Origin of the sequence: Cyanobium sp. Morenito 9A2 (genome assembly GCF_024345575.1) — a bacterium.
GTDB lineage: Bacteria > Cyanobacteriota > Cyanobacteriia > PCC-6307 > Cyanobiaceae > ATX-6F1.
This window is the reverse complement of the sequence record NZ_JAGQBJ010000005.1, coordinates 154689-171095: the sequence shown is the minus strand read 5'-3', so window position 1 is coordinate 171095 and position 16407 is coordinate 154689. Positions and strand designations below refer to the sequence as shown.

Below are 16407 nucleotides of genomic sequence, written 5' to 3'. Positions count from 1 at the left end.
TGCCCCGGCTAGGCCGGGGCTTTTTCATGGCGGCCCCGGGCGGCGGGAGATCAGCAGCTGGTGCCCGAGCCGCTGGGGCAGCGGTCGGCCGCGCTGGGTCAGAAAGACCTGGTGCAGGGTTTCGATCGCCCCCGTGCCCAGGGTCTGCTCCAGCTTCTGGCGGTAAGGCGCCCCAGGGGCGAACCAGCGCTCGATCACAGCATCGTTGAGCTCCAGGCTCAGCGGTTCGCTCCAGTCCTGCGACTCCAGCGTCCAACCCCGCTCTTTCAACTCGGTCCCGAGGGCTTCTGGATCGGGGCTGCTGCGCAACCAGGGTCCTTCGAGGCTGATCGCTTGCTCCAGTGCCTCCAGCCGTGGGGTTGGGCCAGCGGCCCTGGTCAGTTCCACCAGGGCCGCCGCGGGCCCCAGTTGCGGCTCGGAGAACAGCAGCCGCAGTTCAGCGCCCGGGGCGGCCAGCCGCTCGATCGTTTCAAGCCAGGCCGACACTGTTTCGGGGTCGGCGCCGCGCCAGGGGTTGCGGGCCGCCAGGGTTTCGAAGCGATGCCCAGGTTCCAGCTGCCGCACCAAGGCCTCCGGATCCTTGAGGGCGGCCCGTAGCAGGTGGGGTCGGCGCAGGTCGTCGAGCAGGTCCAGTTGGGCCGTGAGTCGCTCTTGATCCCCCACCTCAACCACGTGAAGCACCACGCCCCCTTCCGGCGTGGCCTCCAGAGGGTCGAGGGCCCAGAGCAAGGAACGGGCCTCCAGGACCAGGGTGCGGCCGTGCCGCTGCCAATGGGCGTTCTGCCAGAACCGCTGGCGTAGTTGATCGAGTCGCTCCCCTTCCGCCCCCAGTTGCCGCCGGAGCCAGCGCTCCAGGGCTGGATCCTCGGGGCCGCTGCTGAGGGGGGCGAAGCTCTCCCCCTCGGCGGCCGATTCGGCCGCGGCCGCCAGTTGGGCCGCCCGTCGCCGCTGCAGGCGCTGGCGCCGCTCCCCCTCCCAACCGGTCCGCCCTGGCTGCCAGAAGACCTCCCCCTGCAGGGCCCCGGGAAGATATTGCTGGGCCACCCAGTGCTCGGCATAGGCATGGGGGTAGCGGTAGCCCACCCCGTCGCCGAAGGCCGCTCCGTCGCGGCTGGCATCGCGCAGGTGGGAGGGCACCTCCTGGCGGTTGGCCGCGCGCACGCTCTTGAGGGCGTCGAAGAAGCCCAGCAGGCTGTTGCTCTTCTCGGTGCCTGCCAGGTAAAGGGCGGCCTGGGCCAGGGGGTACAGCCCCTCCGGCAGCCCCACGCGCTCGAAGGCGGCGGCACAGGCCTCCACCACCACCACCGCCTGGGGATCGGCCAGGCCGATGTCTTCTCCGGCGGAGATCAGCATGCGCCGGAAGATGAAGCGCGGGTTTTCGCCCGCCTCCACCATGCGCGCCAGCCAGAACAGGGCCGCGTCCGGGTCACTGCCCCGCAGCGACTTGATGAAGGCGCTGATGGTGTCGAAGTGGGCGTCCCCCTGCTTGTCGTAGAGCACCGCCCGCTGCTGGATCGATTCCTCGGCGATCGCCAGATCGATGTGGATCACGCCATCGGCGCCGGGATCGGTGGTCTCCACCGCCAGCTCAAGGGCATTGAGCAGGCTGCGGGCATCCCCTGCGGCCACATCCAGCAGGTGATCGGCCGCCTCGGGCGCCAGTTCCACCCGTCGCTCGCCATAGCCGCGCTCGCGGTCGGTGAGGGCGCGCTCCAGCAGCTGGCGCAGGTGGCGGGGTTCCAGGGGCTGGAGCCGGAACAGACGCGAGCGGCTCACCAGCGCCTTGTTCACCTCGAAGAAGGGGTTTTCGGTGGTGGCGCCGATCAGGGTGACCGTGCCGTTCTCCACCCAGGGCAGCAGGGCGTCCTGCTGGGCGCTGTTGAAGCGGTGCACCTCATCGATGAACAGCAGGGTGCGCAAGCCGTGCTTCCCCAGCCGGTCGCGGGCGGCCTCCACCTCGGCGCGCAGATCTTTGACCCCCGCCAGCACGGCATTGAGGCTGCTGAAGTGGGCCCGGGTGCTGCCGGCGATGATCCGGGCGAGGGTGGTTTTGCCGACCCCGGGGGGGCCGTGCAGGATGAGGTTGCCCACCCGATCGGCGATGATCGCCCGGCGCAGCAGGCGTCCGGGCCCAAGGATCTCCTCCTGGCCGGCGAAATCCTCGAGCGTTTGTGGGCGCAGGCGATCCGCCAGCGGCGCCACCTTGGCTCGATGGCGGTCCTCCTGGTGGGCGAACAGGTCGTAGCCGGCTGGCTCGCTCACACTGAACCCCACAGGGCGCTGATTCCAGGGAACTCCAGCCAGGAGAGGGCGGGCCGGTTGCAAAGGGTAGGCAGGGGGGCAGACTCTGACGGAGTTTGCCGTTGGTTGTGTCGCGCCTTTTCCTCGTCGGCCTGGGCGCCGCTGGCCTGCTGGTGGCGCTGGCGGGTTGCCAGAAGCCGGAGGCGGTGCGGCCGAGGGTGCTTCCTGTGGCCACGGCAGCGGTCTCCCCGGCGCGCTTCAGCGATGGGGTCGATACGGTCAGCACCCTCGAATCCGACAAGCTCGTGCAGCTCGCCGCCCAGGCCGGCGGCCGTATTCTGCGCCTGAACGTGCGCCAGGGGGACCGGGTGAGTGCCGGCCAGCAGCTGCTGGTGCTCGATCAGGTGCAGGTGGAGGCCTCGGTGGCCAGCCTGCGGGCCCAGCTGGAAAAGGACAAGCTCAACTATGCGCGCTTCGAGTTTCTGGCCCGGGAGGGGGCGGCCAGCGCCCTTCAGCGCGATGAACTGCGGGCGGCCTACCTCTCCTCGCGCCAGGCGGTGATCTCCCGGGAAGCCGACCTGGCCTTCCGCGATCTGCGCGCTCCGATCGCCGGGGTGATCAGCGACCTGAAGGTGAAGGCCGGCGATGTGATCGCCACCGGTCAGGAGCTCACCAAGGTGGTGAGCAACGCCGAGTTGATGGCGCGGGTCGATGTGCCGGCGGCGCTCTCCAGCCGCGTGCGGCCCGGACAGTTGGTGGTGATCAAGGATCCGCTCACCGGTCGCACCCTCGCCAACGGTCGCGTCGATTCAATCGATCCGACTGTGAACGCCGGCAGTCAGTCACTGCTGGTGAAGGCGGCCTTCGCCAACCCCGATGGGGTGCTGCGCAATGGGCTGCGGGTGCGCACCCGGCTGGTGCTCGCTGAGCAGGAGCAGCTCTCGGTGCCGTTTGAGGCTGTGATCCAGACCTCGGGCCAGAGCTTCGTGTTCAGCCCCGGCAGCCTCGCCGAGCTGGAGGCCACCAAGCCGCCGGCGCCGGTGCTGGAGGCCGCCCGCCGCCTGCCACCGGGCACCATGTTTGCCCTGCAGGTCCCGGTCAGCCTGGGGCCAGTGCAGAACAACCGTTTTCCTGTGCAGCGTGGTCTTCAACCCGGCCAGCAGGTGGTCACCTCCAACCTCCTCAACCTGCGCCACGGGGTGCCGGTGGCAGCGAATTGAGCGGCCTGTAAACGATGTCCCCCTCCAATAACTTCATCGTCCGGCCGGTGCTCACCGTGGTGTGCAGCCTGCTGATCGTGTTCGCCGGGCTGATCGCCATTCCGTTGCTGCCGGTCGAGAACCTGCCGGACATCGCCCCGCCCACCGTGCAGGTCACCGCCCGCTACAACGGCGCCGATGCGCTCAGCGTCGAGCAGGGCGTCACCTCCGTGCTGGAGCAGCAGATCAATGGCGTCCAGAACATGGAGTTCATCAGCTCCAACAGTTCTGCCGACGGCACCAGCGCGATCACGGTCTCCTTCGCCAGCGGCACCGACGGCGACATCAACCAGGTGAACGTGCAGAACCGGGTGGCCCTGGCCCAGCCGCAGCTCCCCGAAGAAGTTCGCCAGTCGGGGGTGGTGGTCAACCAGGCCTCCAATTCAATCCTGCTGGTGGCCAACTTCGTGAGCGAAGACCCGGCTAACCCCTTCAGCATCGAGACGATCAGCGGCCTGCTCGATCAGAACCTCACCGACGCCCTGCGCCGGGTGCGGGGTGTGGGCAGCATCGCCTACTTCGGCAACCGTCAGCTGGCGGTCCGCCTCTGGCTCGACCCCGATCGGCTGGCCGCCAACCGGCTCACGTCCTCTGATGTGGTGGCGGCCCTGAGCTCCCAGAACCGCCTGGTGCCGGCCGGCCGGGTGGGCGGTGCACCGGCGCCCGATGGCCAGCAGTTCACCTTCACCGTGCAGCTGCAGGGACGGCTGCGCACCAACGAGGAATTCGGGCGCATGATTCTGCGCACCACCCCGGATGGGGGCCTGATCCGCCTGCGCGATGTGGGCCGCGTCGAGCTGGGGGGTGAAAGCTTCGATGTGGGGGCCACTGACCTGCGCGGGGTGCCCTCGGTGGGCCTGGCGGTGTATCAGCTCAGCGGCAGCAATGCCCTCGAGGTGTCCAATGGGGTCAAGGAGGTGCTCGACACCTTCGTGGCCACCCTGCCGCCAGGGATACGAAAGGAGATCATCTATGACAACACCGACTTCATCAACGCCTCGATCGAGGGGGTGACGGGCTCCCTGCGGGACGCCGTGCTGCTGGTGGTGCTGATCCTGTTTCTGTTTCTCCAGGACTGGAAGGCGACACTCGTGCCGGGAATCGCCATTCCGGTGGCCCTGGTGGGCACCTTCGCCTTCGTGATGGCCTTCGGCTTTTCGCTCAACCAGCTCACCCTGTTCGGTCTGGTGCTGGCCACGGGCCTGGTGGTGGATGACGCCATCACCGTGATCGAGGACACCTCCACCAAGAAGAAGGAAGGGCTCTCAGCCATGGCGGCCGCCATGGCCACCATGAACGAGCTGTTCGGAGCGGTGATCGCCACCTCCCTGGTGTTGTTCGCGGTGTTCCTGCCGGTGCTGTTCTTCCCCGGCGCCACCGGCACGATCTACAAGCAGTTCGCCGCCACGATCATCTTTTCGGTGGCGATCTCCACCTTCAACGCCCTCACCTTCTCTCCGATGCTTTCAGCCCTGCTGCTGGCCCGCGAGAGTCCGCCGCCGACCCGCCGGATCTATGCCATCGGCGGTGTGGTGATCGGGGCCATCTATGGCCTGCTCAGGAGCGGAAGCCTCACCAGGCCCCTGCCGATGTTGCTGTTCGGCCTGTTGGGCCTGGCCCTGGGCTGGTTCACCCCCTCGATCTTCAGGGGGTTCAACCGTTTCTATGGCGGCTTTGAAGAGCGCTACAACGGTGCTCTGGCCTGGGTCCTGGGCCGTCGCACGCTGGTGATGGCCCTGCTCTTGGGGGGGGTGGTGCTCACCGGTGTGGCGTTCAATGCCATCCCGTCGGGGTTCGTGCCGGTGGAGGATCAGGGTTATGCCATCGGCTTTGTGCAGGCCCCCGACGGCACCTCGGAGCAGAACACCCGCCGCATCAATGCCCGGGTGGCGGAGATCCTGCGCAGCGAGAGCGACATCAGTTCGGCGGCGATCTTCAGCGGCGCCAGCCTCGATGGCAATGCGCCCAACCGCGGCCTGTTTTTCTTCGGCACCAAAAATTGGGATGACCGCGGCGATGCGGACCAGTCGGTGAACGCGATCGTGGAGCGGCTGAACCGCAAGCTCTCGGTGATCGATGGGGCCCGGGTGTTCGTGGTGGAGCCCCCCTCCATCCCCGGCTACGGCGCCTCCGGCGGCTTCGAGTTCCAGCTCCTGGATCAGAGCGGGGGTGGCCTCTCCCTGCCTCAGTTCTCGGGGGTGGCGGGCCAGCTGATCGCCAAGGCCAACCAGGCGCGGCCCGATGGCCGGCCGCTGTTCAGCCGTGTGTTCACTCAGTTCAGCGCCGAATCGCCCCAGCTTTCCGTCACGGTTGACCGTGATCGCCTCGCCTCCCTGGGCCTCGACTACGGCCAGGCGATGCGCACCTTCAGCTTCTACTTCGGTGGGGCCTACGTGAACGACACCTTCCAGGAGGGCCGGGTGCGGCGGGTGTATGTGCAGGCGGACGCCCCCTTCCGGGCCACGCCGGAGCGGCTGCGGTCCCTGTTCGTCACTAACAGCCGAGGCGAGCCGGTGTCCCTGGCGGAGGTGTTCACGGTGGAGCCGGTCACAGGCCCCTCGATCATTCCCCGCTTCAACCTCTTCCGCGCCATCCGGGTGGAGGGCTCGGCGGGCCCGGGGCGCAGCTCGGGCCAGGCGATCAAGGGCATCCTGGGGCTGTTCAAGAGCCTTGATGTGCCTGGCATCGGCTACGACTGGACTGGCATCGCCAGGGAGGAGGTGAACGCCGGTGCCCTGGCGGTGGTGATCTTCGCCCTCGGGATTCTTGTGGTTTACCTGGTGCTGGCGGCCCAGTACGAGAGCTACAGCGATCCGCTGATCATCCTGATGACGGTGCCCACCGCCATGCTCGGGGCCCTGGCGTTCCTGGGCGCCCGCGGCTACGAGCTCAACATCTACGCCCAGGTGGGCCTGGTGATGCTGATCGGCCTGGCGGCCAAGAACGGGATCCTGATCGTCGATCTCGCCAACCAGCGCATGGCCGCCGGCGCCAGCGCCCTGGAGGCGGCCCGGGAGGCGGCCCGCTCCCGCCTGCGGCCAATCATCATGACCGCCATCTCCTCCTTGTTCGGCTTCCTGCCGCTGGTGCTGGCGAGCGGCGCCGGGGCCCGCAGCCAGTCGGCTCTCGGAACGGTGGTGTTCGGCGGCCTGCTGGTGGCCACGATCCTCTCGCTGCTGGTGGTGCCGGTGTTCTACGTGGTGATGAAGCAGTTGGTGCCGCCCCCTTCCGCTCCGCCGGAGGAGGGAGCTGAGGCTGTGGCGATCGAAGGAGCCTCCCCCTGATGGCGCCCCCGGTCCCCCTGCGCGGGCGCCAGGTGCTCCTGGCAGCACTCATCGGCGGCGCCCTGGGGGCCGCCATGGCCCTGATGTTGAAGACCGTGGTGTCCAACACCCCGGCCCAGGTGAGCCCCAGGACCTACCTGATCTTTTTTGTGATTTTCTGCGCTTTCGGCGCCGTGGCCGGCCTCACGCTGGAAGCGGTGCGTCAGCTGCAGGAGCGCAACCCCGATCCTGCCTACCACCGCCAACCCCGCACGGCAGCTCGGCGCCAGAGGCCCCAGCGCCACAGGCCTTTGGACGATCTGCCCAAGGGCGACTAACCTCGCGTTCGCAGTTGGGCTCTTTCCGTGCGCAAATCTGCGGTCTCGCTGCTTCCCCTGGTGCTTCTGGCCGGATGCGGTGGCGGCAAGCCCCCTGCCCAGCCTCTGCTGATCGTCCAGACGCAGACGATCGCCCCCCAGACCTTCAGCCCGGGGATCGATGTGGTCAGCAAGCTGGAGTCGATTGCCGATGTGCTGCTCAAGCCGGAGACCGATGGACGGGTGGTGAAGATCCTGGCCACCCAGGGTCAGAGAGTGCGTCAGGGCCAGCACATCTTGGTGCTGGATAACGTGCAGCCCAGCGCCCAGCTCAACGCAAGCACCGCAGAGGCGCGCAAGGATCGCATCAACGCCGAGCGGTACGTTTTCCTGAACAACCAGGGAGCGGTTTCTAACAAAGACCGCGATTCCTACATCACCCAGGCGATCCAGTCGCGAGACCAGGCCAAAGCTGACGCCGCCACCTTGGGCTACTCCTTCGTGAAGGCGCCGATCGATGGCATCCTCGGTGATCTGAGCAGCGTCAAGCTCGGCGATTTCGTCACCAAGGGCCAATCGATCACAGGAGTGGTGGATAACAGCTCACTCTGGACACGCATGGATGTGCCCTCCACCCAACTGGGCCGGGTCGCGGTGGGTCAGCGGGTCCTGCTGACCTCCCAGGGCACCCCCAAGGTCAAGTCGGAAGGGAGGGTGGTGTTCATTTCCCCCTACTTCACGCCCGCCACCGCCACGAATCCCTCTCCGCCCAATTCTCTGCTGGTGAAGGCGGAGTTCCCCAACCTCACCGGCAAACTCAAGAACGGCCTGGTGGTGACCAACCGAATCATCACTGAGGAGGCCTCTTCCCTGGCAGTGCCCGTGCAGGCGGTGACGATGCAGGCGTCCCAGCCCTTTGTTTTCAAGGTGGTGCCGATTCAATCGATTCTGCCCCGGCTGAAGGCTTCTCCCCAGGTGCCCGAGGTGCAGAAAAGGAAACTGGAGCTGCTGGCGGCCAAGAACCCCCAGCAGCCGGTGGTGGTGCAGGTGGCGGTCAAGCTGGGTCTTCTTCAGAACAACCACTTCCCCTTGATCAGCGGCCTGAAATCCGGAGACAGGGTCGTGGTGAGCAACACGGCTCTGCTGCGGAGCGGCATGCCGGTCAACGAAGCTGCCCCGGGCACCCGGCTGGCGGTCAGTACTCCGGAGAACTGAGGCCTAGCAATGTCCCTCTCCGATAATTTCATCAAGCGGCCGGTGCTCACCACCGTCTGCAGCATCCTGATCGTGCTGGTGGGCTTGATCGCAATCCCCACCCTTTCGATCGAAAACCTGCCCAACATCGCGCCGCCGCTGGTGCAGGTGAGCGCCACCTATGGCGGCGCCAATTCAATCGTCACCGAGCAGTCGGTCACCAATCCGCTCGAGCAGCAGATCAACGGCGTACCCAACGCTTCCTACATCGCCTCCACCAGCACGATGCAAGGAGCGAGCACGATCAGCGTCTACTTCAACGAAGGCACAGACATCAACATCAATCAGGTCAACGTGCAGAACCGCGTTTCCCTGGCGATGCCGCAATTGCCCCAGCAGGTCCAGGCCACTGGGATCTCGGTGGAGCAGTCCACCCCCTCGATTTTGCTGGCCTATCAGGTCGGCTCCACCGAGGGCCAGTTTGATGCCGCCTACCTCAACGGCCTGATCTACGAAAACCTTTTCTACCAGCTGGGCCGGGTGCCCGGGGTGGCCAACGTCAACCTGCTGGGCGGCTCCAACCCTGCCTTCTGGTTGTTCATCGATGCCAAGAAGATCACGGCCAACGGCCTTACGGCCAACGATGTGGTTAATGCGGTCAAGAACCAGAACACCGTGGCGATCGGTGGCCTGGTGGGTGGCCCGCCGGCGGGCGGCGATCAGGCCTTTGCCTACCCGCTGCTGATCAAGAACAACGGCAACCTGGTGTCGGTGGAGGAGCTCAATGATCTGATCGTGGGGCGCACCACCTCCGGCAACCTCCTGCGTCTCAAGGATGTGGGAAGTGCCACCTATGGCTTCAACAGTTTTGGCCAGGTGGCGGTCGACAAGAAGGGAAATCCCTCGATCACCGTGGCGGTCTTCCAGACCCCGGCGAGCAACGCTCTCGATGTGTCCGAGGGGGTGGTGGCGGTCATGAACCAGTTTGCCGCCGGTGTGCCCTCGGGTGTCACCGTGCAGCAGATCTACAACATCGGTCAGTTCATCGAATCGGCCGTTGAAGGGGTGGTGGACGCCCTTGGTCTGGCAATCATCCTAGTCCTGCTGATTCTGTTCCTTTTCCTTCAGGATTGGCGTGCCACGGTGGTGCCCAGCCTGGCAATCCCGATCTCCCTGGTGGGCACCTTTGCCTTCGTCAAGGTCTTCGGCTTCTCGATCAACCAGCTCACCCTTCTGGGTTTGGTGCTGGCCACGGGTCTGGTGGTGGATGACGCGATCGTGGTGATCGAGGCGGTGTCCAAGAACATCGAGAGGGGCATGAAGGCCCGGGAGGCGGCAATCGAATGCATGGGCGAGCTTATCGGCGCTCTGGTGGCCACGGCCCTGGTGCTGATGGCGGTGTTCGTGCCGGTGGCCTTCTACCCCGGCGGCATCGGCATCATCTACAAGCAGTTTGCCCTCACGATCGCTTTCTCGATTGCGATCTCTGCCTTCAATGCGCTTACCTTCTCGCCGATGCTCTCGGGCCTGATCCTTGGGGGTAAGCCCCAACCCCCCAAGGGGCCGATCTGGATCGTGCTCGGGGTGGTGGTGGGTCTGGCCTTCGGCCGTTTCAACGGTGTGGGGGGGTGGACCTACATCCTCGGCGTGGTGCTCGGCGTGCTGGCCGGGGCCAACCTGCCCTGGATCTTCAATCGTTTCAACGTCTTCTTTGCCAAGGTGGAGAGCGGCTATGCCACCTTGGTCGCCACCTTGATCCGGCGCCGCCGCCTCATTCTGGTGGGCCTTGGTGCCGGCATCGTCCTCACGGTCTTCGCTTTCACCAGTCTGCCTTCGGCCTTCATCCCCGACGAGGATCAGGGCTATGGGGTGGGCTTCTTCCAACTCCAGAACGGCGCCTCCCTCAGCCAGACCCAGGCCACGGCCCAGGAAGTGTCCCGCGTGCTGGGCAAGGAGGAGGAGATCGTGGCTGGCACGGTGGTCAGCGGCTACGGCTTCAATGGCGCCAGCCCCGACCAGGGGGTGTTCTTCTTCGGACTCAAGCCCCTGGAGGAGCGCTCGGCCGCCTCGGCTTCGGCCGCCGCTGTGGTGCAACGGCTCAACGACAGCCTGCAAACGATCAGCAGCGGCTTCGTACGCGCCGGCTTGCCTCCGGCGATTCCAGGTTTCTCCTCCCAGGGGGGCTTCTATTTCCAGTTCAACGACCTCAGCAACGGCGGCTACACCTTCACTCAGCTGGCGGAACAGGCCGCCAAACTCACCTCGGCAGCCCAGGCCACCGGTTTCTTCAGCTCGGTTTACACCCAGTTCATCCCCAGTGCCCCGGCCTTCGAGTTGAGCATCGACCGCGACATGTTGGGGGCATTGAACATCGATTTCTCCCAGGCGATGAGCACGATCGGCATCCTGGCGGGTAGCAACTTCGCCAACCTCACCTATGAGAACGGCCAGGTGCGCAACATCTACGTCCAGTCACAGGCGGCTAACCGCAGCACGATCGAAGACGTGGAGGGATACTACGTCCGCTCCAACGACAACAAGTTGGTGCCCGTGTCGGAGTTTGCCAAGGTCACGCTCACCAGCGCCCCGCCGGTGATCAGCCACTACAACCTCTACCGCACGATCCTGGTGCAGGGGGCTGAGGCGGCGAGCAAGAGCTCCGGCCAGGCGCTGGCCAAGATTCAGGAGGTGTTCACCAACCTCGATTTCAACAACATCGGCTATGCCTTCACGGGCCTGGCCGCCCTCCAGCTTTCGGCAGGTGGCGCCAGTGTGCTGGTCTTCGGGCTCGGAATTCTGGTGGTGTATCTGGTGCTCTCGGCCCAGTACGAGAGTTATGTCACCCCCGTGATCATCCTGATGACCGTGCCCCTGGCGATGCTCGGGGCGCTGGCGTTTCTGGCGATCCGCTCGATCGACCTCAACATCTACGCCCAGGTGGGATTGGTGACGTTGATCGGACTGGCGGCCAAGAACGGCATCTTGATCGTGGAGGTGGCCGAGCAGCACATGAAGGCCGGGATGAGTGCGGTGGAGGCGGCGATTGCCTCTGCGGAATCGCGGCTGCGGCCCATCCTGATGACGGCGATTGCGGCCCTGGCGGGCTTCATGCCCCTGGTGGTGGCCCACTCCGCCGGCGCCCAGAGCCAGCAATCCCTGGGCACGGTGATCTTCGGCGGCCTGCTGGTGGCCACGGTGCTCTCGCTGGGTGTGGTGCCGCCCTTCTATGTGGTGATCAAGGGGCTGGAACAGGCCTGGTTCGCTGAGGCGGATCGCCAAGACTCTGCTTAGGCAGAGTCCCGGCCCGGGCCACTCCCCTGGAGGATGCCCAGTGCACAATCCACTCTTTAGAGTTTCCCAAGAATCGAAGGATGCCTTGAGGTACTCCTTGTGGTCCGTAGGGGGCTCCGGCGGTCGCTGAAACCCCTGCCTCCCCTCCCTTCCTTGCTGCGATTGCACGGCACCCCCGCGGGTTGCAGGGGGGGGATGATCGAGGTCCCCCAGGAGTAATTAGGTGTGCCAGGGGCCATTGGCTGGCTCCACGACAACGAGTCGCTGGTGGCTGGGTGCCTGGTGCTGGTGGTGTTGGGGGCTCTTCTGTTGCTTCTCAACATCAGGCGCCTTGGCATCCTTTCGAAGCGCCAGGCCAGGGAGGTCATCCAGGCGCTTGATCACGAGGGGGCGATCCTTGCCGCCCTGCCCGATCGGCTCTTTGAACTTGATCGCGAGGGTGTTTACCTCACCGCCTATGGGACCCGACCTTTGCAACGGGACGAAACACCACAGGCCCTGCTGGGCAGAACCATTGGGGACATCTTTCCTGCGGATGCCGGGCGGGTGAACCGCGAGGCCATCGCTGAGGCCGACGACCGTGGCCGTTCTGTCGGTCGCCGCATTTCCCATGTGCTTGGAGAGGGTCTTCATTGGTTCTAACTCTCCGTGGCGACGTGGCCAGCGGCCCAACCAAGTGGTGATCGGTTCGTCGTGCTGTTGCGGGATGTGACCGCGATGGTGGAAACGCCCCAGAACCTGATCGGCAGAATCGATTCTACGAAACCTTGCGGAACTGCAATCGTGCGAGCGTAAAGAGCCTTAACCGGCACGAGCTTTTCCGAACGTTCTGCGATCTGGCCGTGCAATCCGGGGAGGTGAAGATGGTCTGGATCGGCGAGGTGGACCCTGCCAAGGGGGCGCTGCCAATGAAGGCCTGCGCCGGCAGCGGCACCGATTACCTCAGCAGAATTTCGCTCTCGATCCGCGCCGATGAGCCCGGTGGCCGTGGCCCCACCGGCACGACCGTGCGAGAAGACCATCCCTGCTCGGTCGATGATGTCAGCAACGATCCGTTGGCGGCCGCCTGGCACGACTTAGGCCGGCAGTACGGCAGGCGATCCTCAGCCAGCCTTCCCCTGCATGAGAAGAGCTCCGTGGTGGGGGGGATCACGCTGTACTTCGGAGAGGAGGAGCTATTCGATGTGCGCACGCGTTTGCCGCTCGAAGATTTCGTCAACGACCTGGATCTCACCCTGGATCGTTTCGCGCGTGAACAGGACAACAAGACCCTTCAGGTGGACTTACGTGCCAGCGAACGCCAGTATCGCCAGCTGACCGAGAGCATCAGCGATGTGATCTGGAGCCTGGATCCGATCAGATTCCGCTTCCTCTACGTCAGCCCTGCCATTGAGCGGTTACGGGGGCTAAAGGCCGAGGAGGTGCTGCAGGCACCCCTCGATCTCTGCTTCTCGCCTCCCAGTCTTGCTTCCTTGCGGGAGACGGTCGCGGCCATGGTCTGCCGGGTCGAAACGGACGGCTTCAAGGCGACACTGCCTCGACGTCCTGATCTGCTGCAGGGTGATACCAATGGCGAGCGGCACAACGTGGAGGTGATCATCAACCCGGTGCTCAACGAACTGAGGGGCCGTCTTGAGATCGATGGGGGCACCCGTGACATCACTGAGCGCAAGCGCTACCAGGCCAGAATCGACGAGCTCACGCTCATCGATGAGCTCACGCTCTTCGATGAGCTCACGGGTCTGCCCAATGCCCTTCAATTGCGTCAAAAGTTCAACCAGGCCATCGCTTCTAACAGGAGTCCCATCAAGACCCTGGCCGTGCTGGTCTTCGATATCGACAACCTGCGGTTGGTGAATGAAGCCTACGGCTACCCCGTGGGCGACATCCTGCTGATCGCCATGGCCGATCGCCTGCGGGCCGCCAACCCCTCGGCCAACCAAGTGCTGGCTAGGTTTGCGGCGGATACCTTCGTGGTCCTGCTGCCGGATACCGATGAGCTGGAGGCCGTTGCCCAGGCCCATGCCCTGCGGCAACGCCTGAATTGACCCGTCCGGGCGGAACTCAAGGAAGTGCGCGTCTGCGCCTTCGCCGGTGTGAGCCTCCATCCCTTCGATGGCGACGATTTTGAGACCTTGCTGCGCAAGGCTGAGGTCAGTGCGCGCACGGCCAAGGAGGACGGACACAACAGTGTGACTCTGTTTCACGCCGAGTTCCTCGCCGGCTCCGATCGCCGGCTGGTGCTGGGCAATGGCCTCCATGAGGCGATTACCCGTGAACAGTTCGCGGTGCACTATCAACCCCAGCTCGACCTGCGCAGCGGCGCACTGGTGGGCGCCGAGGCACTCCTGCGTTGGAACCATCACTCCATTGGGCCCGTGTCACCGGGGGAGTTCATCCCAATCGCTGAAAGCAACGGCCTGATCGTTAACCATGGTTAGTGGGTGCTCCACCGGGTGCTGGAGAAGCTGCGCCACTGGAACCAGCCCGGTCGTTCTCCTGTGGTGGTGGCGGTGAACCTCTCCGCCCAGCAGCTGCTCCAACCCGACCTGGTGGAGCACTTGGAGGCTTTGCTGGTGCAGGAGGGAGTGCATCCCTCCTGGTTGGAGTTGGAGCTCACCGAGTCGGTCACCATGCACAACCCCGAGCGGGTGGCCCAGATCATGGGCGAGCTGCGGGAGCTGGGAATCACCTGGTCGATCGACGACTTCGGGACGGGCTATTCCTCCTTCAGCTACCTGCGCAAGCTCAGGGTCAACAAGCTCAAAATCGACCAGTCCTTCATCGGGGATCTTGAAACCTCTGAAGACGGCCGCACGATCGTGCGCTTGATCATTCATCCGGCCCACAATCTCGGCATCAAGGCAATTGCCGAAGGCGTGGAAACGGAGGGGCAGCTGGCCTACCTTCGTCAGCAGGGCTGTGATGAAATTCAGGGCTATCTTTGCAGCCGACCGCTCCAGGTGGAGGCGTTCGAGGCCTTCATGGCGGCCCACAACCCCAGCCTGTGGGCGCCGCCGCCGCCAGCCAGCCCTTGACCACCATTCCCGTGAGCTCGAACCAGTGATCTCGATCAGGTGATCCCGATCAAGTGATCACTGTGGGCCGCCCAAAGCCCGTGCGCTGTTTGATTTCCGCCAGCTGATCGATGGCCGCGATCAGGTCAGCCAGGGCCACTTGGGGATCCTGGTCCAGGTCGCCACCGCTGGGCTCGTAGCGCTCGAGGTACACGCGCAAGGTCGCCCCCTGGGTGCCCGTGCCCGAGAGCCGCAGCACCACCCGGCTGCCGTCATCGAGCAGCAGGCGCAGGCCCTGGCCGCTGGTGATGGAGCCATCCACTGGATCGCTGTAGCTGAAGTCGTCGGCGGTGGCGATGCGGCGGCCGGCGAAGGGTTGATCCACCAAGGAGGGCAGCAGGCCCCTGAGGCGGTCGTAGAGCCCTTGGGCGCGTCCACTTTCGATCGCTTCATAGTCGTGGCGGGAGTAGTAGTGGCGGCCGAAACGGCTCCAGTGCTCCGCCATCAGCTCCGCCACCGAGCGGCGCCGCACCGCCAGGATCTGCAGCCAGAACAGCACCGCCCAGAGGCCGTCCTTTTCGCGGATGTGGTCGCTGCCGGTGCCGAAGCTCTCCTCACCGCAGAGGGTGATGCGGCCGGCATCGAGCAGGTTGCCGAAGAACTTCCAGCCCGTGGGCGTTTCGAAGCAGGGCAGGCCCAGCTCCTTGGCCACCACATCCACGGCGGCGCTGGTGGGCATCGAGCGCGCCACCCCCACCAGCCCGGCCCCGTAGCCCGGGGCGAGGCTGGCATTGGCGGTGAGTACCGCCAGGCTGTCACTGGGGTTCACGAAGCAGCGCTGGCCCACGATCATGTTGCGATCGCCATCGCCGTCGCAGGCGGCCCCGAAGCGGTAGCCGTCGCCGTCGAGCAGCAGCTCCGCCAGCTCATGGGCGTAGGTGAGGTTGGGATCGGGGTGACCGCCGCCGAAATCCTCCAGGGGCGTGCCGTTGCGCACCGTGCCCGCCGGTGCCCCCAGCAGGCCCTCCAGGAGCCGATGGGCGTAGGGCCCGGTGACCGCATGCATGGCATCGAAGGCGATCGGGTAGTCGTGGCGCAGCAGATCGCCGATCTGATCGAAGTCGAAGAGTTGTTGCATCAGCGCCACGTAGTCATCGACCCCATCGATCACCTCCACCTGCAGGCCCTCGATCTGGGCGTGGCCCGGTGTGTCGAGATCGAGGGGCGGGGCATCGCAGATGCGGTAGCTCTCCAGAGCGGTGGTGACCGCGTAGATCGCGTCGGTGATTGATTCGGGGGCGGGTCCGCCGTTGGCGCCATTCACCTTCACGCCGAAGTCGCCTTCGGGGCCGCCGGGGTTGTGGCTGGCCGAGAGGATGATGCCGCCGATCGCCCCGTGGCGGCGGATCAGGTGGGAGGCGGCGGGGGTGGAAAGGATGCCGCCGGTGGTGGTGATCAGCCGGGCGACGCCGTGGGCGGCGGCCATGCGGGCGATCACGTCGATGGCGGGCCGGTTGCCGTAGCGGCCATCGCCCCCCAGCACCAGGGTGCCCCCCTCGACCCCTGGAACCACCTGCAGGATCGCTTCGATGAAGCTCTCGAGGTAGTGGGGTTCCTGGAACTGACGGCTGCTCTTGCGGAGCCCAGAGGTGCCCGGTTTCTGATCGCTGAAGGGCTGGGCCAGGCTGACGCTGTGCGCCATTGGGGGGGCTTCCGGGGGCACCAAATTAGACCGCTCCCTTGCTTGGGCCCTGGCTAGGTTGATCTGAGGCGATTGGGGCAAAACCCGTGGGGAAACGTTGGTCGGGTTTGCGCCCTGGAGGAA

General features: G+C 65.5%; 9 protein-coding genes and 1 pseudogene. 8 read left to right on the top strand and 2 right to left on the bottom strand.

Annotation, left to right across the window (positions count from 1 at the left end; genetic code table 11):
• Positions 1-24: 24 nt before the first annotated feature.
• Positions 25-2262: an AAA family ATPase gene (locus KBY88_RS08580; protein ID WP_254939505.1), complete on the bottom strand. Its 2238-nt coding sequence runs from the start codon at positions 2260-2262 to the stop codon at positions 25-27.
• Between the two features lie 107 nt (positions 2263-2369).
• On the opposite strand from KBY88_RS08580, the gene KBY88_RS08575 reads away from it, so the two are divergent.
• The 8 genes and pseudogenes from KBY88_RS08575 (at position 2370) to KBY88_RS08540 (ending at position 14603) form a co-directional block, all read left to right on the top strand.
• Complete coding sequence (locus KBY88_RS08575) at positions 2370-3461, top strand: efflux RND transporter periplasmic adaptor subunit (protein ID WP_254939504.1); 1092 nt, start codon at positions 2370-2372, stop codon at positions 3459-3461.
• A gap of 14 nt (positions 3462-3475) precedes the next feature.
• Positions 3476-6784, top strand: a complete 3309-nt coding sequence (locus KBY88_RS08570; protein WP_254939503.1) for an efflux RND transporter permease subunit — start codon at positions 3476-3478, stop codon at positions 6782-6784.
• Positions 6784-7101, top strand: coding sequence for a hypothetical protein (locus KBY88_RS08565; protein ID WP_254939502.1), 318 nt, complete (start codon positions 6784-6786; stop codon positions 7099-7101). The genes KBY88_RS08570 and KBY88_RS08565 overlap by 1 nt, the downstream gene beginning before the upstream one ends.
• 27 nt (positions 7102-7128) lie before the next feature.
• Positions 7129-8295, top strand: a complete 1167-nt coding sequence (locus KBY88_RS08560) for an efflux RND transporter periplasmic adaptor subunit (RefSeq protein WP_254939501.1) — start codon at positions 7129-7131, stop codon at positions 8293-8295.
• A gap of 9 nt (positions 8296-8304) precedes the next feature.
• Positions 8305-11565: an efflux RND transporter permease subunit gene (locus KBY88_RS08555; protein ID WP_254939500.1), complete on the top strand. Its 3261-nt coding sequence runs from the start codon at positions 8305-8307 to the stop codon at positions 11563-11565.
• Positions 11566-11832: 267 nt separating this feature from the next.
• On the top strand, positions 11833-12207 hold the full coding sequence (locus KBY88_RS08550; protein ID WP_254939499.1) for a PAS domain-containing protein: 375 nt from the start codon (positions 11833-11835) through the stop codon (positions 12205-12207).
• A 125-nt stretch (positions 12208-12332) separates the two neighbouring features.
• Positions 12333-13613, top strand: coding sequence for a sensor domain-containing diguanylate cyclase (locus KBY88_RS08545; protein WP_254939498.1), 1281 nt, complete (start codon positions 12333-12335; stop codon positions 13611-13613).
• Between the two features lie 24 nt (positions 13614-13637).
• Positions 13638-14603, top strand: a pseudogene (locus tag KBY88_RS08540) (putative bifunctional diguanylate cyclase/phosphodiesterase).
• Positions 14604-14652: 49 nt separating this feature from the next.
• Here KBY88_RS08540 and KBY88_RS08535 read toward each other — a convergent pair.
• Positions 14653-16284 carry an alpha-D-glucose phosphate-specific phosphoglucomutase gene (locus KBY88_RS08535; protein ID WP_254939497.1) on the bottom strand — a complete coding sequence of 544 codons (1632 nt, stop codon included), beginning with the start codon at positions 16282-16284 and terminating at the stop codon, positions 14653-14655.
• Positions 16285-16407 lie beyond the last annotated feature (123 nt).